A 20,707-nucleotide genomic window follows, 5' to 3' on the forward strand; every position below is an offset into this window, starting at 1 on the left:
AGTTGCGTTCCAGTGTAGCCAGTACAACCACTTATAAATTCCAATCTCTCAAACGGGCCCGCAGCCTGTGCATGGCCTGGCTGTGGATCTGGCTCACCCGAGACTCGCTCACGCTCAGGACTTCCCCGATTTCACGCAAGTTCAGCTCTTCGTCGTAATACAGCGACAGCACCAGGGCTTCCCGTTCGGGCAGGCGGGCGATGTGTTCGGCCAGGGCGCCCTGAAAGCGCTCGGCCGCCAGATCGTCAAAGCCGCCGTGACCGCTGGCGTCATCGGGATGCCCTATCACATCCTCGCTGACCCCGAGATCCTCGATGCCGATGATCTTGCCGCAGGAGACATCCTGCAGCATGGCATGGTATTCGCCAAGGGAGACCCCCATGTTGGCGGCTACCTCGGTGTCTCTGGCATCCCGGCCATGGGCCTGCTCCACGTTCTCGATCGCCTCTGCGATGGCACGGCTGTTGCGGTGCACCGAACGGGGCACCCAGTCCCCGCGGCGGATCTCGTCGAGCATGGCGCCGCGGATGCGGATGCCGGCATAGGTTTCAAAGCTGGCGCCCTTGCTGCCGTCAAAGTTGCGGGAGGCTTCGAGCAGCCCAATCATACCTGCCTGGATCAGGTCATCCAGCAAGACACTGCTTGGCAGGCGAGCCAATAAATGCTGGGCAATCCGCTTGACCAGCGGAGCATGACGCTCGACCAGCACGTAGGAATCCTGATGACGCAAGTATGCTTGGGCTTTATTCACGGGAGTCTTCCTGTGCTATGACCGGCTTTTGCAATAAATTTTCCAGGAAAAATTCGAGGTGTCCCCCCGGCTGGTTCGGGATGGGCCAGCTCGCCGCCTTGTTCGCCAGGGCACGGAATGCCAGGGAGGCGGGTGACTTGGGAAACGCCTCGACGATCAGCTTCTGCTTGCGCACCGCGGCCCGCAGGTTGGTGTCGTAAGGCACGCAGGCCACCAGCTCCAGGGAGGTGTCGAGGAAACGGTCGGTGACCCGGGTCAGCTTGGCGAAGAGCTCCTGCCCCTCGCGCAGGGAGCGAACCATGTTGGCCACCACCTTGAAGCGGAACACCCCGTGATCCTTGGAGAGGATCTTGATGAGGGCATAGGCATCGGTGATGGAGGTGGGCTCATCGCACACCACCACCATGATGTCCTGGGCCGCACGGGTGAAGCTCAGCACCATGTCGGAGATCCCTGCCGCCGTGTCCACCAGCAGCACATCCACCTGGGTCTTCATCTCGCTGAAGGCGCGGATGAGCTCGGCATGTTGCACCGGCGACAGCTCGACCATGGACTGGGTGCCCGAGGTGGCCGGCACTATCATCATGCCGTAGGGCCCCTCGACTATGATGTCGTCTATGGTGCACTCCCCCGCCAGCACATGGGAGAGGTTGCGGTGCACCCGCAGCCCCAGCATGACGTCGACGTTGGCCAGACCAAGGTCGGCATCCAGCACCAACACCCGCTTGCCCTGGGCGGCCATGGCTCCCGCCACGTTCAGGGTCACGTTGGTCTTGCCAACGCCCCCCTTGCCTCCGGACACGGCGATCACTTTTACTCGATTGTTTTGACGCATTTTGCGCAGACCACTCGCCTGATCCATATACATGTTACTCATAAAACTCCGAATCTTCGGCCTCGCCAAAGCCTGAACCCCAGAAGTAAGGGTCTTCTGTTTCCCGCTCCAGCGAGCCCATGGCCGCGCCGACCAGCAGCGCCGCATTGGCAACTTGAATATCTTCCGGCACCCGCTGTCCATCTGTGATGTAGCTGATGGGCAGGGCGTTCTGAATGCATACGTTAATCACCTCACCCAGATTCAGGCTCTCGTCGAGCTTGGTCAGGATGCAGCCGGAGAGCGGAATGCGCCGGAAGTGATCCACCGCCTCCTGCATCACCCGGCGCTGGGAGGTGGCTGACATGACCAGATAGCTGCGAATGCGCACCTTGGCATTCTTGACCAGGGTGTCGAGCTGCTCGGTCAGACGGATATCCCGCTGCCCTACCCCGGCGGTATCGATGAGCACCAGCCGGCGGTGACGGAACTGATAGAGCGCGTTGGCCAGCTCCTCGGCATCCCGTACCTGACGCACCGGGCAACCCATGATGCGACCATAGGTCTGCAGCTGTTCGTGGGCCCCGATCCTGTAGTTGTCCGTGGTGATGAGGGCCACCTGCTCGGCGCCATACTTCATGGCAAAACGGGCCGCCAGCTTGGCGATGGTGGTGGTCTTGCCCACCCCGGTCGGGCCGAGCAGCGCCACGGCACCGCCCTGGCGCAAGATGTCGTCTTCGCTGATCTTGAGCTGGGCCGTCAGTACCTCGGCCAACTGGGCCATGGCCTGATGGATGGGCATGTCTTCCGGGATAAGCCCGGCCAGCTGATCGGCGAAGGCATCATCGAACCCCATCTTCTTGAGTTCCTTGATGAGCAGCGCCCGCATCGGCTCGCGGCGCTCCACCTCCTGCCACATCAGACCGGAGATCTGGTGCTCCAGCAGCTTGCGGATGCTGGCCATCTCCTTGCGCATCCCCTCCATCTCCTGATCCCGCGGGGCAGGTTGCGCTGCACGGGGGCCGGGAGCAGGACGTGCCTTCGGCTTGGCAGGCTCGGGGGCCGCGCCCCACTGGCCCTGTTCGGCCAGCGTTCTGGGTGCGCCGTTGGCGGACGCCAGTCCCGCGGACTGATTGCCGCCAGCGGCCCCATTCCCGGACCATGATGCAGGAGATGGGGTACCGTTGCCCGCCCCATTCGCAGGCCATGAACCCTGAGCGGCGTTGCCGCCCGCCGGATTGGCAGGGTTGAGCTTCTGCTGGCGCGCCAGCAGGGCCGCCAGGGTATCGGCATAGTATTCGTTCTGCTCCTTGGGGGGAGCCGAGCGCGTCATCTGCTTGCCCGCAGACGAGATATTGACGCTCTCATCGTTCAACTGACGGCGAACCGGCGCATCTTTAGGTCCAGGCACCTGGGACTGATAATCGACGGCCGCGACTATCTCCACCCCACCGGTGACCTTTTTGTTGGACATGATGACGGCATCCGGCCCGAGCGTCTCCTTGACCTCGGCCAGCGCCGTTCGCATGTCTTTGGCAAAAAACCGCTTAATCTTCACCCGTCATCTCCGCTAACTAGCCCTGTCCCACCGCACTGACGATGCGGATTTGCTTGTCATCAGGCACTTCCTGATAAGACAGGACGCGTAATCCAGGAATGGCATTCTTGACAAATTTCGCCAGGGTATTGCGCAATATCCCCGATGTCAGAAGCACGGCCGGCTGGCCTTCCAGTTCTTGTCGTTGAGTGGCTTCCACCAGGGAGCGCTGCATCCGCTCCGCCAGTCCCGGTTCTATACCGGCGCCATCTCCCCCACCTGCTTGCAGGGATTGATGCAATATGCGTTCCAGTTCTGGTGAAAGGGTGATCACCGGCAGCTCGGGCTCGGGGCCGGCAATCTCCTGCACTATCAGCCTGCGCAGGGCGATACGGCAGGCGGCGGTCAGCACTTCCGGGTCCGGGCTGCGTGGCGCATATTCCACGAGGGTCTGCAGGATAGTGCGCATATCGCGAATTGGCACGCCTTCATTGAGGAGATTTTGCAATACCTTGACCAGGTTGCCCATGCTGATCACCTCGGGAACCAACCCTTCCACCAGCTTGCTCTGATGCTTCCCTATCATGTCCAGCAGTTGCTGCACCTCGTCGTGACCCAGCAGCAGGGCGGCATGGTTGGAGAGGATCTGGCTCAGGTGGGTAGCTACAACGGTGGCCGCGTCCACCACTGTATAGCCGAGGGTCTGGGCCTGGGAGACCTGCTCCTTGGCGACCCAGACAGCTTCCAGTCCGAACGCGGGATCCTGGGTCGCTATGCCCTGGATCTGGCCGAACACCTGACCCGGATTGATGGCCATCTCCTTGTCGTGATAGACGGTGGCCTCGCCGGTGCTCACCCCCATCAGGGTGATGCGGTACTGATTGGGGGCGAGATCCAGGTTGTCGCGGATGTGCACGGCGGGCACCAGGAAGCCGAACTCCTGAGAGAGCTTCTTGCGCACCCCCTTGATCCGGTTGAGCAGCTCGCCACCCTGGTTCTTGTCCACCAGCGGGATGAGCTGATAGCCCACCTCCAGACCGATGATGTCCACCGGCATGACGTCGTCCCAGCTCAGGTCCTTCTGCTCCACCGGGGCATCGCCCTGGGCCGGCAAGAGTTCACCGCTCGCCACCCTGGCCTTGTTCAGTTTCTCCCGGCGCAGCAGCCACCAGGCCCCCACCGCCGCCACGGCCCCCAGACTCAGGAAGGCCAGGTGCGGCATGCCGGGCACACTGCCCATCATCAGCAGTATGCCGGCGGAAATCACCAGCGCCTTGGGGTTCTCGAACAGCTGGCCGAGCACGGCCGTGCCCATGTCCTGATCGGTATTTTGACGGGTGACTATGATGGCGGCGGCGATGGAGAGCAGCAGTGAGGGTATCTGGGCCACCAGGCCGTCACCTATGGCGAGCAGGGTGTAGATCTCGGCCGCTTCGCCGAAGCTGAGCTGGTGCTGCATCATGCCGATGATGAAGCCACCGATGATGTTGATGAAGAGGATCATGATGCCGGCGACGGCATCCCCCTTCACGAATTTGGAGGCACCGTCCATGGAGCCGTAGAAGTCGGCTTCCTGGGTCACGTCCTGACGGCGCTTCTTGGCCTCTTCCTGGTTGATGAGACCGGCGTTCAGGTCCGCATCTATGGCCATCTGCTTGCCGGGCATGGCATCCAGGGTGAAGCGGGCGCTCACCTCGGAGATCCGGCCCGCACCCTTGGTGACCACCACGAAGTTGATGATCACCAGGATCATGAAGACGATGATGCCCACCGCATAGTTGCCGCCGATCACCACGTTGCCGAAGGCCTCGATCACATGGCCCGCCGCCGCGCTGCCGTTGTGGCCTTCCAGCAGCACCACCCGGGTGGAGGCGACGTTGAGCGCGAGCCGCAGCAGGGTCGCTATCAGCAGGACTGTGGGGAAGGCGGCAAACTCCAGCGGCCGACGGGTATAGACGGCCACCAGCAGCACCACTATGGAGAGGGCGATGTTGAAGGAGAAGAGGATATCCAGCATCAGGGGCGGTATGGGGAGTACCACCATGCCGAGGGAGGCGAGCACCAGCAGCGGGGTCCCAATCCCCTTGCTGAGCAACCATCTGTACTCTTTGAAACGGCTCACTCCAGCCTTGAATCCCATCGTTCTTCTCGATTTACAACTGCCGATGCCGAATGAAAGCAAATATCAAGCCAATTACTCAACACATTGATCTATTGGGATTTTATTTTGATGCTGTCAGAAGTCCGTCGGAGGACACGTTCGGGTAACTTGATGGCAAACAGGGCGGAGTGCGGGGGTACTTAGGATATTCCGACGGAACATGGTGGACAGCTCTCTGGCGGTGGAGACGGCCAACGCCTCAGAGCACAGATTACTTGCAATAGTCCGGCGGCATAGTGGACAGACCTTGGCGGCGGAGACGGCCAACCTCTCCCAAAACACCGGGCTACTTGCGATATTCCGGTGGAATGGGCAGATCCCTGGCGACCGGGGTCGGGCGGCGGCCACGGCCACGGCGGAACTTCTTGAGCTGATAGACATAGGCCAACACCTGGGCCACGGCGGCAAAGAGCCCCTCGGGGATCTCCTGACCAATCTCGGTGGCGTGGTAGATGGCCCGGGTCAGGGGCGGCGAGGACATCACCGGGATGTCGTATTCCCGCGCTATCTCCCTGATCTTCATCGCCACCTCGTCCACCCCCTTGGCCAGCACCTTGGGAGCGGCGCCTGGCTTGCCCGCGTCGTACTTCAGGGCCACGGAGTAGTGGGTCGGGTTGGTGATGATGACGTCCGCCTTGGGCACATCCCCCATCATGCGGCGCATCGCCATCTGCATCTGCAACTGGCGGATCTTGCCCTTTACCTCGGGCTTACCCTCGCTGTCCCTGAACTCGTCCTTGATCTCCTGCTTGGTCATCTTGAGCTGGCGATTGTGGTTCCAGGTCTGGAAGGGCACGTCTATGGCGACTATGGGGATCAGGGCGCAGCAGAGGATGATCAGCATCCACAGCAGCAGGTCCAGGGCATCTATGATGCCGCCGGGGAAGCCCTCGAGGGAGAGATTGAGCAGGTGATTGAACTGGCTCGACAGCATCCACCAGGCGAACAGGCTGATGAACACCACCTTGGCGATGGACTTGACGAGCTCCACCAGGGACTGCACCCCGAACATCCTCTTCAACCCACTCAAGGGGCTCAGCTTGCTCCACTTGGGCAGCATGGCCTCGGAGGAGAAGTTCATCCCCCCCAGCAGGGTGTTGCCGACGAAGGCGGCTATGGTCACCAGCAGGAACAGCAGGCCGAGGGGTTGCAGCAACTCCCACAGCAGGGTGGGCAACATGACCCCCATGGCGTTGGGATCGAAAGCCTGATCCCGGTCCAGGGTAAAGCCCATGGTGAGCACCTTGACCATGGCGCCAGCCAGGCTCTCCTTGATCATCAGCAAGCCAAACACGGTCGCCAGCAGGACGCTGGCGGTACCCAGCTCCTTGGAACGTGCAATCTGCCCTTTTTCCCGGGCCTGCTGCAGCCGTTTGCCCGTGGGTTGTTCTGTGCGTTCCTGATCGGTATCAGCCATGCTGGCCTCTCAGGCACATCAAGTCGCCATGGCGAGCTAACCCCCACGCGCAGCAGGCGGGGAGATAATCGGTACTTTTCAGCCCGGTATCAACCATTCTGGCCCCCCAGGCACTGGACCTGGATAAGCTCGCAGCTGGTCTCCTGCACCCGCTCCCAGAGGGAGTCGAAGTGCCCCATGAAGCCGCCTATGGTGAGCCAGAGGATGAACAGGCCCGACATCATGCTGACCGCAAAGCCGATGCTGAAGATGTTGAGCTGGGGGGCCGCCCGGGTCATGACCCCGAACGCGAAGTTGATGAGCAGCAGGGCAATGATGGCCGACAGCGCCATCACCAGGGAGGCCTGGTACATGACCCCGAGGAAACTCACCAGGCTGCGGATGGCGGGCAGGCTGAGCCCGCTGTCCGAGACCGGCAGGGTCTCGAAGCTCAGCACCACCATCCTGATCATCAGGAGGTGGCCGTCCACCGCCAGAAACACCAGGGTCGCCAGCATCAGGTAGAACTGACCCACCACGGGGGCCGACTGGCCGTTCATGGGATCCACCAGGGTGGCGAAGCCCAGGCTGGTTTGCATGGCGATGATCTGGCCCGCCATCACGAAGCTTTCCAGCAGAAACTGGGTCATGAGGCCGAGCGCTATGCCGATGAGCAGCTGCTGCCCCAGCACCAGGAAGCTGCCGACGGAGAACAGTTCCACCTTGGGCATGGGGGGCAGCAGGGGGGCGATGATGAAGGTAATGGCGAGCGCCAGCCCCATGCGAACGTTCGCAGGAGCCAGCCGGCTGCCGAACACCGCCATCACCATCAGCAGGCTGCTCACCCGGGCAAGGGGCCAGAGCACGGACGCCAGCCACTCCATGATCACCGCTGTGGTATAGCTCATGCCGCCGCTCCCGGAGCCGTGGAACTGGTGGTCATCGGCAGCCTGATGGTCGCTAATGCCGACACGGGCATCAGCCGACCACCTCGGGGATCTGGCTCACCATCAGCTGGAAGAAGTCCATCAGGCTCTGCAAGCCCCAGTGGGCGCCGGCCCCCAGGGCCAGCAGGGTGACCACGAGACGGGGCAGGAAGCTCAGGGTCTGTTCGTTGATGGAGGTGGCGGCCTGGAAGATGGCGACGACCAGCCCCACCATCAGGCTCGGCAGGATCACGGCGCACACCATTATGGTCACCAGCCAGAGCGCCTCACGGAATACGTCGACAAAGGTTTCCGGACTCATCTTATCGGCTCCTTTCCATTGACCTGCTTACCCCGCCCCCAGCCCGAAGCTGGTCGCAAGCGACCCCAGGATCAGGTTCCAGCCATCCACCATGACGAACAGCATCAGCTTGAACGGCAGGGAGACCAGCATGGGGGAGAGCATCATCATCCCCATGGCCATCAGTATGCTCGCCACCACCAGATCTATGACCAGGAAGGGCAGAAACAGCATGAAGCCTATCTGGAAGGCGGTCTTGAGCTCGCTGGTGACGAAGGCCGGGATCAGCACCCGCAGCGGCACATCCGCCGGCTCGGCCACCTGCACGTTCGCTATCTCCATGAAGGTGTTGAGATCCTTGATCCGGGTCTGGGCCAGCATGAACTGGTGGATGGGCAGCTCGGCCTTCTCCAGCGCCTCCTTGGGCCCTATGGTCTCCGCCAGATAGGGCTGCAGCGCCTCCTCGTTGATGCGATCCAGCACCGGGGACATGATGAAGAAGGACATGAAGAGGGCGATGCCGATCAGCACCTGGTTGGACGGGCTCTGCTGCAGGCCTATGGCCTGTCTGAGGATCCCGAGCACCACTATGATCCGGGTGAAGGAGGTCATCATGATGACAATGGCCGGCAGGAAGGAGAGCGCGGTCATCAGCGCCAGCACCTGCAGGGTCAGGCTGTACTCCTGACTGCCATCCGCCATGGTCTTGACGGTCAGCGCCGACATGCCGTCCTGGGCCATCACCAGGGGCGACAGCAGCACGGACAACAGGCCCAGCAACCCGATCCAGTTAACTTTTTTCATGCTTGCCCATCAATTTGCCAAGCTGCTGGGAGAAGGCCTGGGGCTGACGCTCGTCCAGGGGCTCTTCCAGGCGATAGAGGAAGTTGACCTGCTGCGGCGTCACCCCGATGAGCAGCTGTTGCTCGCCCACCTTGACCACCATCAGCTTCTCCTTGTACCCGAGCGGCAGGGTGGCGATGACCTTCATCTGGCCGCCCCCCATCACCTGGGTGAGCTTGCTCTTCTTGAGCAGGAAGCCCAGCACCAGGATGAGGCCGATCACCATCAGGCTGGAGAGCAGCCAGGAGGTGATGCTGGGGGGAGTAACGCCAGCCCCCGGGTTGGCCAGTGCGGGGACGGCGAACAACAACAGGGCGATGGCACGGATCATTTGAGCTTCTTGATCCGTTCTATCTGGCTGATGACATCGGTCAAACGGATGCCGAACTTGTCGTTCACCACCACCACCTCGCCGTGGGCAATCAGGGTGCCGTTGACCAGCACATCCAGGGGCTCGCCCGCCACCCGATCCAGCTCCACGACAGAGCCCTGATTCAGCTGCAGCAGGTTGCGAATGCTGATCTGGCTGCGGCCCACTTCCATGGCGATGGTCACCGGAATATCCAGAATGGTGTCCAGCTTGCGCCGCTCCTCGGCACTGATGGGGGCGTCGTCTCTCAGCTCCTCCAGGGGGGCGGGCTTGGCCTCGGCCGTTACCTGCTCTTCCAGCGCGGCAGCCCAGGCGTCAGCCATCAGATCCTGCTCGTCATCGGTTCCGCTCATCTTCAATTCCTCATGCTGCTTCGTGACCCAGGTCGCAGGCGACGGGTCTATTAGGGCTGTTTATCGGCGATGCTGCGTTCGAGCTCTTCCAGCTCGGCCTCGCCATCGATGCGCACGCCCCCCCGGGTCACCAGATGCATCTCTGTCTTGACTCCGTCAGGGCGCTTGATTTTGTCCACTATCTTGAGCGCCACGTTCTCCTTGGTGCGCCCCATCTTGGCGTGGAAGGTGGGCAGGTCCTCCACGAAGACCAGCAGGTTCTCCGGCATCTCCACCGGTATGATGTCGCCGGGTTGCAGCTCCATCAGCTCGCGCAGGGTCAGCTCTGTCTCCAGCAGCTTGGCCTTGAGCTCCACCTTGACGTCCATGATCTCGTCGCGCAGGGCCTTGCTCCAGCGCACATCTGTGTCGCCCTTGTCACTCTGCACCCCGGCATCCAGCAGCTCGCGGATGGGTTCGAGCATGGAGTAGGGCATGGCCACGTGGAAGTCGCCGCCGCCGCCATCCAGCTCGATGTGGAAGGAGCTCACCACTATCACCTCGGTGGGGCTGACGATGTTCGCCATGGCCGGGTTCACTTCCGAGTCGAGGTATTCGAAGCCGACGTCCATCACGGGCGCCCAGGCATCCTTGTAGTCCTCGAACACCAGCTTGAGCAGCATCTGGATGATGCGCCGCTCGGTGGGGGTGAACTCGCGCCCCTCGATCTTGGCGTGATAGCGGCCGTCGCCGCCGAAGAAGTTCTCCACCAGGATGAAGACGAGACGCGCCTCCATGGTGATGAGTGCCGTCCCCTTGAGCGGGCGGAAGCGCACCATGTTCAGGCTGGTCGGCACGAACAGGGTGTGCACGTATTCGCCGAACTTGAGCATCTGCACGCCGTTGATCGACACCTCGGCGGTGCGCCGCATCATGTTGAACAGGCTGATGCGCATGTGACGGGCGAACCGCTCGTTCACCAGCTCCAGGGTCGGCATGCGGCCACGGACGATGCGGTCCTGGGAGGAGAAGTCAAACTGGGCGATACCGGGATCTCCGGCCGCCCCTAGCTCTTCCTCTTCGACATCATCGACACCGTGCAGCAGGGCATCAATTTCGTCCTGACTTAACAGATCGCTCACGCTTCACCTTTCATTGCATGACAAAGCCGGTAAACAGCACTTGTTCTATTACGGGGGAAGAGACCAGATCCTTGAGGACCCGGCGACACTCTTCCAATGAATCCTGACGCAGCTTCTCCTTGCCCTCGAAGGTCATCAGCTGCTCGGCGGTGGCCGCGCTGAAGACCCGCAGCAGGGTCCCTTCGATCAGGGGAATATTCTGTTTGGCCAGGGTCTCGTCAGCGGCCCCGCGCACCATCAGCTGGATTTTGATCTGCACCAGCCGATCCCGCTGCCCGCCCGCCACATTGAACACGAAGGGGCGCGGCATGCCCACATAGAGGGAGGGCTGGGGCGCACTGGCTTCGGGCTTGGTCTCGGCCGTCTCGGCCGCCGGTTCGTCCGAACCGGCAAACATGAACCAGGCACCGGCCCCACCGCCACCCAGAAGGATGACGACCAGGGCGACTATCATGATCAGCTTCTTTTTCTTGGCCGCCGCCGGGTCCTTCAGCGTCAGTTCGTTATCGTCTGCCATCCCTTGTCCACCCTAGTCTCAAACTTGTTCGGTATCATAAACTTACTCGGGCAGGCATCAAGCATAGAAATCAATTCCGGCATCGTTTGTCGATTCCACCAGCAGACTCAGGGTGCGGGCCCTGCCCTCCCCCTCCGGCTGGTCGCCACCGGCAAAGCCTCCCCCTTGCTGACCCTGACCGCCGAAGCCAGACTGGCCCTGCGATGGCGGCTGTCCCTGCTGCTGTTGCCCCTGCTGCTGCGCCTGTTGTTGCACCACTGTCTGACCGAGCTGGATCCCCTGCCCCGCCAGCATGTCCCGCAGCCTGGGCATGGCCTGCTCCAGCATCTCCCGGGTCTGGCCATGCTGCACCACGAAGTGGACGTTGGCCTGGCTGGAGGCATCCATCTGGATTTGGATCTTCATCTTGCCAAGACCGAGGGGGTCTAGCTGGATCTCCGCCTGCTGCAGCTTGTCCGCCAGCATCAGGTTCACCTTCTGGTGCAACTGGGCCGGCGCCTCCGGGGTGGCCAGCTTGAGATGCGGCAGGCTCTGGGGCTCCCGCCGCGCACTCACCTCGGCGGCCGGTTTGCCATCGCTGCTCTGGGCATGCTGCAGCGGCTGGCTTCCCTCGCTAGGTTCGTTGCCCTTGACCTCGATCCCGAGCTGCTTGCCCAGCTCATCGAGCCTGGATCTCTGCGCCGCCGGCTTGAGTTCCGCGGCGGCTCCGACGGCCACCGCGGGTTCGGCCTCCATCTGCTGGATGCCGGCCGAGAGCGCCGTCAGCGAGGCTTGCGGCCCCTGGGACTCGTGACGCGCCAGCGTCTGCTGGGGCGCCGTCAGCACGGGATCCGGGCTGGATGGGGCGGGCTGGGGAGTGGTGCCACTGGCCGTCGTCTCGGCTCTGGGGGCCGAGCTTGGCTTGGCCTCCCGGGCGTCACCTGCCGGGCTCGCCTTGTCGCCCTCGCCACCGGCAGTGTCAGGTTCTGGTTTGGCCTGGGCCCCGCCCTGGGGCTCCACCCTGACCACGCCGGCGTCGAAGGCCCTGGTTGTGGTCGCAAAGGCCGCGCTGATCTGTTCGTCATGGGAAACTGGCTCGGACGGCTTCGCGCCCGCCACAGGCCCCTGGCTCGCCGGCGCAGGGGCGGCCTCACCGGCCACCACCTTGGCCAGCCGGGCCGCCCGCGCCTCGCCGGACAAGGGTTCAGTCGCCACCGCATCTGCCGGCTGACCGGCCTTGGGCGCCGCCGTGCTGTTTTCGGCAGTGGCCTGCTCGCTCTGCTGCGGCTCCGAGGGCTGGCCCTTGCCTGCGGCGACGGGCACCTTGCCAGCGGCGAGCCCGTTCTCTTCATTTTCAAGGGGGAGCGCCTCTGCACCCTGCCCATCGGCGACCACTGGCGAGGCTGGTGCAGCCCCCGCCGTCACAGGCCCTGCGGCCTGTGACACAGGATGCGACTCGGGCGGCAAGTCATTGCCGTCGACGGTCGCCGTCACCTCCTGGGGGGGCAAGGCAGGGGGCACCACCAGGCTGACATCCTGCCTGAGGGAGGCCTGCAGCTGCTGCAGAAAATCCTCGGGGGGAAGCTCGGTCTCCTCAGATGGCGTCTTGGTGGGCACCTCCTGATCGCCAGTTGCCTCGGCAGACGCCAAAGATTTGGCATCCAAAGTGGCCGCAGCCTGGGCCTCGTCACCCCCTTGACTGGCCGATGGCTCCTGGCCCAGCAGCTGGGCTCTGGCCATGGCATCGGCAAATGCGGCCTTGCCGTCCGCCAGCGACAGATCCTTTCCTTCCCCCCCGGCGAGGAGCGAGGGCGACAGGACGCCGTCGGCAGGGATTGCCTGGCTGGGCGCTAGGTTCAACTTGGTCTCTATCATGCTGGGATCCCTGACGACAATCCGGTGATGACCGCACATCCGGGGGGCGGAGGCGGCGTCTTAGCCTGTGTTGGCAATAGAAAGCAAGTTACAGGCCAGAATGGTGATAGCGTCGCAGTATGGCGTAATCGTCCAGCATCTTCTGCTCCTGACGCTGGGCCTTCAGCTGCGCTCGTCCAGCCTGCTTCTCGAGCAGCAGCTCGACGGCCTTGCGCCGCTGCTGGGCTTCGAGCCACTGGGTACGGCACTGGGCCAGCGCCTCGCGCACCTGCAATACCCCTTCATACTGCTGGGTCGCCGCATTTTCCAGCTTGTTGATGAAGGCGTGATACTGGCTGTTCTGCTGGGGCGTTATCCCCTGCAGGCCGCGATCCGTCCACTGCTGGTGATAGATCTGGCGGTACTGGTTAAGTGCATTCTGCTGATCCATGAACAGCTTGAGATCCTGCTGGGCCTTGGCCAGCGCCATGGCGGCCTGCTGCTCGGCCTCCAGCAGTCGGCCCGCCAGCAACGTCAATCCTTTACTCATCACGACACTCCACCGGTTAACGCATCAGCGGCATGGCCACCATGTGCAGGGATTGCAGACCCTCGTCGTAGGGAACCACCTCGCGCATTTTCTGCTGCAAGAACTGATCCAGATAGGGTTTCTGGATGATGGCCCTGTCGATGCGCGGATCCGATCCCTGGCTGTAGGCGCCTATGGTGATGAGATCCCGGTTCTGCTGATAGAGGGAGTAGAACTGCTTGAAGGCGCGCGCCAGCTCCATGTGCTCCGGGGAGGTCACCATGGGCATGACCCGGCTGATGGATTTTTCGATGTCGATGGCCGGGTAATGACCCGCATCCGCCAGCTCCCGCGCCAGCACTATGTGGCCATCCAGGATGGCCCGCGCCGCATCGGCGATGGGATCCTGCAGATCGTCCCCCTCCGTCAGCACGGTGAAAAAGGCCGTGATGGAGCCCTGGCCGTCGCTGCCGTTGCCGGCCCGCTCCACCAGCGCCGGCAATTTGGCAAACACCGAGGGCGGATAGCCCTTGGTGGCCGGCGGCTCCCCCACCGCCAGGGCGATCTCGCGCTGGGCCTGGGCGTAGCGGGTGAGGGAGTCCATCAGCAGCAGCACGTTGAGCCCCTGCTCGCGGAAATACTCGGCGATGGCGAGCGCCGTCTCGCACCCCTTGAGGCGCATCAGCGGCGAGGCATCGGCCGGCGCCGCCACCACCACGGCGCGCTCGCGCCCCTCGGCACCGAGGATCTCCTCGATGAACTCCTTCACCTCCCGGCCCCGCTCGCCGATGAGGCCCACCACCACCACATCCGCCACCGAGCCGCGGGTCATCATGCCGAGCAGCACCGACTTGCCGACCCCGGAGCCGGCGAACAGCCCCATGCGCTGGCCCCGCCCCACGGTGAGCACGGCGTTGATGGCGCGCACCCCCACGTCCATGGGCTCATGGATGGGACGACGGGCAAGCGGGTTGATGCGATGCTGGGCGAACTGCACCGTCTGGGAGGAGATGATAGGGCCCAGCCCGTCCAGGGGCTGGCCTATGCCGTCTATGACCCGGCCGAGCAGGTTCATGCCCACGGGGATGCCGTGATCCTCGGTGATGGGCACCACACGGGCACCTGGAATGATCCCCTTGAGCTGCTCGCTCGGCATCAGAAACAGCCGATCGCCGGAGAAGCCCACCACTTCGGCCTCCAGCATGCCATCCTGGGTGTCGATGCGGCAGAGGGCCCCGATGGCGGCGCGGCAGCCGATGGCTTCCAGGGTCAGCCCCACCACCCGGGTGAGTTTGCCCGCCACCGGCGGAATGGGCGCGAGATCGCGGACCCGGTAGCCTTGCAGTCGACTGAGCAGGGATGCTGTCATCGCGCCTCCAGTGAGAAAGGGGAAAGAGGCCGAGACAAGGAGCCTGCCGCCATTGTCACTAAGCCGGGAGACAGTGCGCAGCCTATGCCCGACCGGGAAGAGATGTCAGTCGGCATTGTCACGAAGGGAAATGATGCGCAGCAGCCTGGCTTCCCTGTGCCAGAGCGGAACAGGGTGTCAGTCGGCATTGTCACGAAGGAAGTTGCGAAGCAGTTGATCGATGCGCCCCGAGAGGGTCAGATCGATGCTGGAAAGTTCGGTGGCCAGCTGCAGATCCCCCGGGGATAGGGTGGGATCGCTTTGCAGCCGCCAGTGACGCCGGGCACACTCCTCGGCGCCGAAGGCCTGCTCGACCCGGGCCACGTCATCCGGGTGCAGCATCAGGGTGACCCCCTGCTCGGCGGCGGGCAGCAGGGCAAGACCCTGCTTGAGGGCCTCGAGCAACAGTTTTGGGGAGGTCTCGGCCTCGTGGCGGATGAGGGCGCGGGCGAGCTGCTGGACCAGGGCGATGAGCTGCTGCTCCACGGCGCTGTCCTGCTCGCTCAGGGGATTGGCGAGGCGGGAGACTAGCCCCTGCCAGTGGGCAATCTCCTGCTCCACCTGGTCGCGGCCCAGGGCCAGCCCCTCTTCGCGGCCCTGCTCCAGACCCGCCTGATGACCCTGCTGCAAGCCTTCCAGCTTGCCCTCCTCCAGCCCCTTGGCAAAGCCGGCCTCTCGCCCCTCGGCCAGCCCCTCTTCCCAGGCGGCCTGGCGGATTGCTTCCACCTCTTCGGCGGTGATGCTGGGGGTCGGCTCCTCCGGCTGCTCTTGTGGCGGCATCTCGTCCGCCTGCTCCTGGCGATACCAGTCAGGGCCGAGCCCCAGGGCATTGCTCTGGATCTCGGATTCGACCTCCATCTCGGGCCAACCCCAGGCTTCCACCCGGGTCTCGTCCGCCTCGGGTCTGACATAGCCCCGCAGCTTGCTGTTCTTGTTATTCATGTGCGAAAGACACTCCTAGGGTGCAGGACGAAGGGGGCGACATCATCGCACATTCCATTGCCCATGGCTTAGAGGAACTCTTCGCCACCGCCAGCCCCCAGCATGATCTCGCCCGCGTCCGCCAGACGGCGGGCGGTGGAGAGGATCTCCTTCTGGGCGGCCTCCACCTCTGAGACCCGGATCGGCCCCATGGCTTCGAGATCGTCCGCCAGCATCTCGGCGGCCCGCTTGGACATGTTCTTGAAGACCTTCTCGCGCATCTGGTCGTCCGAGCCCTTGAGGGCCCGTTGCAGCAGATCCCCCGGCACTTCCCGCAGCAGGGTCTGGATGCCCCGATCGTCCACGTCGATGAGGTTCTCGAACACGAACATCAAGTCCTGGATCTGCTGGCTCATCTCCTCGTCCGACTCGCGGATGGAGTCCATCAGCTGGCCTTCGATGTTGGTGTCCAGGTAGTTCATTATGTTGGCGGCGGCCTTGAGGCCACCCATCTTGGCCGCCTGGGCCCCCGCCGCACCGGCGAACTGCTTCTCCATGATGTCGTTGAGCTCTTGCAGCGCCGCCGGTTGCACCTCTTCGAGGTTGGCGATACGCATCACCAGATCCAGGCGCACCTGCTCCGGGAACTGGCTCAGTATCTCGGCGGACTGCTCCGGCTCCAGATAGGAGAGCACTATGGTCTGGATCTGCGGGTGCTCGTTCTGGATGATGCTGGCCACCTGGCGGGCATCCATCCACTTGAGGGAGTCGAGGCCACGGGCGCCGGATCCCAGGATGATCTGATCCACCAGGTTGCTGGCCTTGTCCTCCCCGAGCGCCGCCACCAGGGCCTTGCGCACGAAGTCTTCGCTGCCGATGCCGATGTTGGTGTATTTCTGGATGTCGTCGATAAATTGACGATGCACCGCCGCCACCCGGTCGTGACTGAAATCCGACATGGAGGCCATGGACATGCCGAGCCGCTGCACCTGCTTGGGCTCGAGATGACGGAAGATCTGGGCGGCGTCCTCCTCGTTGAGGCTCAGCATCAAGACCGCCGCCATCTCCATCCCGGCCATCTGGTCGAGGATCTGGCGCTGGTTATCGGTAATCTCGTTACCGGTGACTTGGTTTTTCTTCTCTTCAGGCATCTCGGTTCGTTACCCATTCTTTGATGACCTGAGCGGCCAGGTCTGGTTCATTCGCTACCAAGGCACGCACGGCCTTGAGCAGGTCCTCGTCACGGTGCAGGTCAGGCAGCTTGAGCTGGCCATCCCGCAGGCCGAACACCGGCTCGGCCTCGGCCTGGGCTGCCAGCAGGCTCAGCTCGTCATCACCACCCAGCACTGTGTGGTTGTCGAAGTCCAGCTCCCCTTCCGGCTTGGCATCCGGGTAGAGCAGGCGCTTGAGCATGGGCCGCACCACTGTGACGATGAGCACTATGATGACCAGCACCGAGGCGGCGATGCGCACCGCGCGCCAGAACCAGGGCTGCTCGTAGATGGGCATATCGGCCACGGCTTCCAGCTCGGGGCGGTTGAACGGAATGGCGACCACCTCCAGGGTGTCTCCCCGGGTCACGTCAAAGCCGAGGCCGCCGCTGAGCAGACGGCGCAGGGTATCGAGCTCGGCCTGGCTGCGGGCTTCCCGGGTGACGGCACCGTCGGCGCCGGGAGTGGCCTTGAAATCCACCGCCACCGACACCGTCATGCGGCGGATGCCGCCCTGCTGGCGCCGGATGTGGCTGACCGTGGTGTCCAGTTCGAAGTTGCGGGTCGCCTCCTTGCGGGAGCGGCCGGAAGAGCTGGTTCCCCCTTCCGCGCCGGCGGCCTGCTCGGGAATGCTGGAGGCGGCGGGCGGCTGATTGGTGAGCGCGCCTGGCACACCGCCATTGTTGCCATTGGCGCTGTTCTCTTCCACCGTCATCTCGGAGCGCACAGCCGGCAAGTCCGGATTGTAGGTCTTGCGGGTCTGCTCCTGCTGGGAGAAGTCGAGGGAGAGATCCACCTCCGCCGTATAGTTGTCGGCCCCCAGCACCGGGATCAGGATGGCGTCAATTTTTTGTTTGTATTCGAGCTCCTGCTTCTGCTGCATCGCAAACTCCTTGCGAGTCTGGGCAGAGAGCGGGTCTTGGGAGCCGGAGTTGAGCAGGCGACCGTTCTGATCGGTCACAGTGACGCGGGTCGGCTCCAGGCCGTGCACGGCGGAGGCGACCATGTCGACGATGGAGTCCACCTCTCCCTGACCCAGCGCAGCCCCTTTCAGGCTCAGCACGACTGTGGCGCTCGGCTTGCGTTCGTTGCGGGCGAACACGTTGTCCTTGGGAATGGCCAGCAGCACCTGGGCCTTGGCGACGTTCTGGAACTGCTCGATGGCGCTCGCCAGCTGGCGCTCGCGGCTCAGTTTCAGACGCTCGCTCTCCATTCGCTGGCTGACCCCGAAGCTGGAGTCCTTGAGCAGTATGGCTTCGCCATCGTTGCTGGCCTCGCTGCTGCTGGCAAGGCCGGCGCGGGTCAGGCGCAGCCGGATGTCCGCATAATTCTCGGCGCTGACCAGCACGCTCTTGCCATCGACCTGATAGGGGATCTTCTGCTGATCCAGGTAATCCAGGGTGGAGACCAGCTCCTGGGTGTTGAAGGTGCCGAGGGGACGCATCTCCGGCTCCTTGCCCCACAGCAGGATGAAGACGGCGATGGCCAGACAGATGGTCAACCCCAGGATCAGGGTGATCTGCCGCAACACATCGGTGTTGGACAAGAAGCCCAGGGCCGAGCTCTTCTGCTCGTGCTCATCGAGGGCGGCAGCCCCCTCGTTGTTCATCAGCAGATCGCCGTTTGGATCGTTAGCCACTCTTCAGGTCCTTATTGCTGACATGCTCATCATTGCTGACATCTTCATGATGATCTGTCGTCAAAATTTATTAAGATCTCTTATTGCCGACATCTTCACGATGTTCAGTCGCCGTGATTGATTGAGATCGCTTATACCGGCATGTTCATGATGGTCTTGTAGGCATCGACCATCTTGTTACGCACCTGCACCGTCGCCTCGAAGGCGATGGAGGATTTCTGCCCGGCGATCATCACCTCGGACAGGTCCACCGACTTGTCGCCCATATCGAACCGGGTGCGCAGATCGTTGGCGCTGCCCTGCAATTCGTTGACGTTGTCGAGGGCCTGCTGCAGCATCTGACCGAAATCCGAGTTGACCGGACGACCGGGCTGGGTCAGCGGCGTGGCACCGGCTTCTACCTTGAGTGCCTGCATCTCTTGCATCAGGCTGCTTGCGCTTATTTCCATCTTCCCTTCCCAGACAAATCATTGACACTGGCAAGCCTTAAGCAATTAGAGTGCCAACCGGGAAGAGGGGGCAGGCCGCCGGTGCCAAGGGGCAGCCACAAGCGGGCGCCCTAGTCCCGGCTCATGTCACCCCAGCACCAGCTTCAGATAACCGAGATGCAAATCGTAGTGCTCGTCCGCTGGCAGCTTGACCAGTACCTCGTCGTGCAGGAAGTGCGCCTTCTCGGTGGCCTGCCCAGGGTCCACCAGGCCCACCGCCACCAGCTTGGCGACGATGGCCAGCGCCAGCGCCATGGTCCCCTCGTCCGCCCGTCCCCAGCCGAAGGTGACCCCCTTTGCCGCCCCTTCCGTCAGGGGCTCGACCTCATCGCCATTGACCCAGAGGACCATGGGGCTCCCCTCCTGCAGCCGCAGATAGATGCTCTGCCGCTCCCACTCCCGGCGCCAGTCCACGGCAGATTCAGATGCCTGGGTCATACCACTCTCCTTGTTTAACGACTGTGTCTTGCTTTCGCCCATGAAAAAGAGGGCCGAAGGCCCCCTTTTTACTGCAAGTCACGTCATTTAAACAGGCAGTATTTCAACATGATAAAAGAAAAATACCGGATCGCTGCCAACGACCACCGTCACTTGTTCAGATCGTCATCCAGCCAGTATTTGGAACCCGAGATATTGGCATCGAGCAGCAGTCCCTTCTCCCCTATCTGGTAGATGGCCATGCCGCCATTGTACTTGGCGGTCAGCTCGGCGCTCTCCTTGCCGGCCACGGCCCCCACTTCGGAGGTGGCCTCCCAGCCCTTGTTGACGAAGGCATCGAACCTGGCCTTGTCTTCAAACAGCACCACCTGCTGGTAGAACTTGCCCCCCATGCCGGCGGCCAGCCCGGCGCCAAACATCTTCATATAGGTGTGTTTGCCCGTCTTGCGATTGATGGCAACCCCGGATCCCTGGTTGGTGTGCACCATCAGGGAGAACTTGCGCGAGTCGAACACCGCATAGCCGTAGGCCTGGTCAAACAGCAGCTTGGCGGAGGGTTGCTCGTTGAACAGCCGCACCAGGGCGGTATCGGCCATGGTATCCAGGGCGGTTCTGGCCTCAGCGGGGGTCTTGGGTTCGAGCATGGTGTCGAGCTTCTTGTCGGCGGCCGTCAACCACTCCTTGCCGGTGGCGGCGCTCTCTTCCGACCAGGCACCCGCCTTGTTGTAGGCATCGGCTCCCCAGCTGGAGACAGACTCCCAGGTCGCCTTGGAGAAGTCGGTGATCCCCTGCCAGGCTTCCTTGCTGGTGTCGCTCACCGCGGTGCCAAGCTCGGAGGCCGCCTCCTTCAATTTCGCCCAGTCGGCATGGCTGGGGCCAGATGCAAGTGCCAGGATGGCGGCAATCAACCAGGATCGGCTCTTCATTGTGTGCTCCTTGAATATCCCATCAGCGGACATGCCACCCTATCAGATTTAAGCCAACTCAAAGAAGTCCTGTGTGCTTGTCCCCTCCACCCGGGTCAATCAGGGCCAGGCTTCCCCGGCGGCGAGGGGGCGGCGGCCACCGCCCTCATGAGCGGGCACAGCCTCCCTGACGACAAGGGACAGAAGCTGACCGTAAATATTGTTCGGCCTGACAACCTCGGTTG

21 protein-coding genes are annotated in these 20,707 nt (G+C 62.9%); all 21 read right to left on the reverse strand.

Features of this window, described 5'->3' with window-relative positions:
* Positions 1-31: 31 nt before the first annotated feature.
* Entirely contained in the window at positions 32-751 is a 720-nt protein-coding gene (locus tag Aeroheme_RS14675; RefSeq protein ID WP_025326255.1) for an RNA polymerase sigma factor FliA, read from the reverse strand.
* Positions 744-1,619 (reverse strand): MinD/ParA family protein, encoded by an 876-nt coding sequence (locus tag Aeroheme_RS14680; RefSeq protein ID WP_025326254.1) that lies wholly within the window; start codon positions 1,617-1,619, stop codon positions 744-746. Before Aeroheme_RS14680 ends, Aeroheme_RS14675 begins: the two co-directional genes overlap by 8 nt.
* Before the next feature lies 1 nt (position 1,620).
* On the reverse strand, positions 1,621-3,123 hold the full coding sequence (gene flhF, locus Aeroheme_RS14685; RefSeq protein WP_139744869.1) for a flagellar biosynthesis protein FlhF: 1,503 nt from the start codon (positions 3,121-3,123) through the stop codon (positions 1,621-1,623).
* Positions 3,124-3,139: 16 nt separating this feature from the next.
* Positions 3,140-5,242, reverse strand: a complete 2,103-nt coding sequence (gene flhA, locus Aeroheme_RS14690) for a flagellar biosynthesis protein FlhA (RefSeq protein ID WP_106887470.1) — start codon at positions 5,240-5,242, stop codon at positions 3,140-3,142.
* Between the two features lie 307 nt (positions 5,243-5,549).
* On the reverse strand, positions 5,550-6,680 hold the full coding sequence (flhB, locus tag Aeroheme_RS14695; RefSeq protein WP_106887471.1) for a flagellar biosynthesis protein FlhB: 1,131 nt from the start codon (positions 6,678-6,680) through the stop codon (positions 5,550-5,552).
* 89 nt (positions 6,681-6,769) lie between these two features.
* Positions 6,770-7,567: a flagellar biosynthetic protein FliR gene (gene fliR, locus Aeroheme_RS14700; RefSeq protein ID WP_106887472.1), complete on the reverse strand. Its 798-nt coding sequence runs from the start codon at positions 7,565-7,567 to the stop codon at positions 6,770-6,772.
* A gap of 70 nt (positions 7,568-7,637) precedes the next feature.
* The gene (fliQ, locus tag Aeroheme_RS14705; RefSeq protein WP_010673927.1) at positions 7,638-7,907 is read right to left on the reverse strand and encodes a flagellar biosynthesis protein FliQ; all 270 of its coding nucleotides are present in this window, start codon (positions 7,905-7,907) and stop codon (positions 7,638-7,640) included.
* A 27-nt stretch (positions 7,908-7,934) separates the two neighbouring features.
* Positions 7,935-8,690, reverse strand: coding sequence for a flagellar type III secretion system pore protein FliP (gene fliP / locus Aeroheme_RS14710; protein ID WP_408865995.1), 756 nt, complete (start codon positions 8,688-8,690; stop codon positions 7,935-7,937).
* Positions 8,677-9,060, reverse strand: a complete 384-nt coding sequence (gene fliO, locus Aeroheme_RS14715) for a flagellar biosynthetic protein FliO (RefSeq protein WP_106887474.1) — start codon at positions 9,058-9,060, stop codon at positions 8,677-8,679. The genes fliP and fliO overlap by 14 nt, the downstream gene beginning before the upstream one ends.
* On the reverse strand, positions 9,057-9,452 hold the full coding sequence (gene fliN / locus Aeroheme_RS14720; protein ID WP_042650085.1) for a flagellar motor switch protein FliN: 396 nt from the start codon (positions 9,450-9,452) through the stop codon (positions 9,057-9,059). Before fliN ends, fliO begins: the two co-directional genes overlap by 4 nt.
* A gap of 50 nt (positions 9,453-9,502) precedes the next feature.
* Entirely contained in the window at positions 9,503-10,573 is a 1,071-nt protein-coding gene (fliM, locus tag Aeroheme_RS14725) for a flagellar motor switch protein FliM (protein WP_042650084.1), read from the reverse strand.
* A 10-nt stretch (positions 10,574-10,583) separates the two neighbouring features.
* Positions 10,584-11,090 carry a flagellar basal body-associated protein FliL gene (gene fliL / locus Aeroheme_RS14730; RefSeq protein WP_111912519.1) on the reverse strand — a complete coding sequence of 169 codons (507 nt, stop codon included), beginning with the start codon at positions 11,088-11,090 and terminating at the stop codon, positions 10,584-10,586.
* Positions 11,091-11,147: 57 nt separating this feature from the next.
* Positions 11,148-12,944, reverse strand: a complete 1,797-nt coding sequence (locus tag Aeroheme_RS14735) for a flagellar hook-length control protein FliK (RefSeq protein ID WP_411166108.1) — start codon at positions 12,942-12,944, stop codon at positions 11,148-11,150.
* 88 nt (positions 12,945-13,032) lie between these two features.
* Complete coding sequence (fliJ, locus tag Aeroheme_RS14740; RefSeq protein ID WP_106887478.1) at positions 13,033-13,473, reverse strand: flagellar export protein FliJ; 441 nt, start codon at positions 13,471-13,473, stop codon at positions 13,033-13,035.
* Positions 13,474-13,489: 16 nt separating this feature from the next.
* Positions 13,490-14,821, reverse strand: coding sequence for a flagellar protein export ATPase FliI (gene fliI / locus Aeroheme_RS14745; protein WP_025326242.1), 1,332 nt, complete (start codon positions 14,819-14,821; stop codon positions 13,490-13,492).
* Between the two features lie 177 nt (positions 14,822-14,998).
* The gene (gene fliH / locus Aeroheme_RS14750; protein ID WP_111912523.1) at positions 14,999-15,802 is read right to left on the reverse strand and encodes a flagellar assembly protein FliH; all 804 of its coding nucleotides are present in this window, start codon (positions 15,800-15,802) and stop codon (positions 14,999-15,001) included.
* A gap of 68 nt (positions 15,803-15,870) precedes the next feature.
* Positions 15,871-16,932: a flagellar motor switch protein FliG gene (fliG, locus tag Aeroheme_RS14755; RefSeq protein ID WP_025326240.1), complete on the reverse strand. Its 1,062-nt coding sequence runs from the start codon at positions 16,930-16,932 to the stop codon at positions 15,871-15,873.
* A complete protein-coding gene (gene fliF, locus Aeroheme_RS14760) occupies positions 16,925-18,631 on the reverse strand; it encodes a flagellar basal-body MS-ring/collar protein FliF (RefSeq protein WP_163136079.1) in 1,707 nt (568 codons plus the stop codon). The genes fliG and fliF overlap by 8 nt, the downstream gene beginning before the upstream one ends.
* Before the next feature lie 131 nt (positions 18,632-18,762).
* Positions 18,763-19,080 carry a flagellar hook-basal body complex protein FliE gene (gene fliE, locus Aeroheme_RS14765; RefSeq protein ID WP_106887480.1) on the reverse strand — a complete coding sequence of 106 codons (318 nt, stop codon included), beginning with the start codon at positions 19,078-19,080 and terminating at the stop codon, positions 18,763-18,765.
* A 126-nt stretch (positions 19,081-19,206) separates the two neighbouring features.
* Positions 19,207-19,557, reverse strand: a complete 351-nt coding sequence (locus Aeroheme_RS14770; protein WP_111912525.1) for a hypothetical protein — start codon at positions 19,555-19,557, stop codon at positions 19,207-19,209.
* Positions 19,558-19,706: 149 nt separating this feature from the next.
* Positions 19,707-20,483: a beta cell expansion factor BefA gene (gene befA, locus Aeroheme_RS14775; RefSeq protein ID WP_106887482.1), complete on the reverse strand. Its 777-nt coding sequence runs from the start codon at positions 20,481-20,483 to the stop codon at positions 19,707-19,709.
* Positions 20,484-20,707: the final 224 nt, after the last annotated feature.

Source organism: Aeromonas sp. DSM 116730 (assembly GCF_046581335.1).
Lineage (GTDB): Bacteria > Pseudomonadota > Gammaproteobacteria > Enterobacterales > Aeromonadaceae > Aeromonas > Aeromonas rivipollensis.

Bases quoted from the DNA above. Each gene is read 5' to 3' on its own strand.
- fliQ (WP_010673927.1), bottom strand. From the start codon at position 7,907: ATGAGTCCGGAAACCTTTGTCGACGTATTCCGTGAGGCGCTCTGGCTG.
- fliR (WP_106887472.1), bottom strand. From the start codon at position 7,567: ATGAGCTATACCACAGCGGTGATCATGGAGTGGCTGGCGTCCGTGCTC.
- fliI (WP_025326242.1), bottom strand. From the start codon at position 14,821: ATGACAGCATCCCTGCTCAGTCGACTGCAAGGCTACCGGGTCCGCGAT.
- flhA (WP_106887470.1), bottom strand. From the start codon at position 5,242: ATGGGATTCAAGGCTGGAGTGAGCCGTTTCAAAGAGTACAGATGGTTG.
- Aeroheme_RS14770 (WP_111912525.1), bottom strand. From the start codon at position 19,557: ATGACCCAGGCATCTGAATCTGCCGTGGACTGGCGCCGGGAGTGGGAG.
- flhB (WP_106887471.1), bottom strand. From the start codon at position 6,680: ATGGCTGATACCGATCAGGAACGCACAGAACAACCCACGGGCAAACGG.
- fliN (WP_042650085.1), bottom strand. From the start codon at position 9,452: ATGAGCGGAACCGATGACGAGCAGGATCTGATGGCTGACGCCTGGGCT.
- fliH (WP_111912523.1), bottom strand. From the start codon at position 15,802: ATGAATAACAAGAACAGCAAGCTGCGGGGCTATGTCAGACCCGAGGCG.
- Aeroheme_RS14735 (WP_411166108.1), bottom strand. From the start codon at position 12,944: ATGATAGAGACCAAGTTGAACCTAGCGCCCAGCCAGGCAATCCCTGCC.
- fliP (WP_408865995.1), bottom strand. From the start codon at position 8,690: ATGAAAAAAGTTAACTGGATCGGGTTGCTGGGCCTGTTGTCCGTGCTG.
- fliO (WP_106887474.1), bottom strand. From the start codon at position 9,060: ATGATCCGTGCCATCGCCCTGTTGTTGTTCGCCGTCCCCGCACTGGCC.
- fliJ (WP_106887478.1), bottom strand. From the start codon at position 13,473: ATGAGTAAAGGATTGACGTTGCTGGCGGGCCGACTGCTGGAGGCCGAG.
- Aeroheme_RS14680 (WP_025326254.1), bottom strand. From the start codon at position 1,619: ATGTATATGGATCAGGCGAGTGGTCTGCGCAAAATGCGTCAAAACAAT.
- fliL (WP_111912519.1), bottom strand. From the start codon at position 11,090: ATGGCAGACGATAACGAACTGACGCTGAAGGACCCGGCGGCGGCCAAG.
- fliG (WP_025326240.1), bottom strand. From the start codon at position 16,932: ATGCCTGAAGAGAAGAAAAACCAAGTCACCGGTAACGAGATTACCGAT.
- fliE (WP_106887480.1), bottom strand. From the start codon at position 19,080: ATGGAAATAAGCGCAAGCAGCCTGATGCAAGAGATGCAGGCACTCAAG.
- befA (WP_106887482.1), bottom strand. From the start codon at position 20,483: ATGAAGAGCCGATCCTGGTTGATTGCCGCCATCCTGGCACTTGCATCT.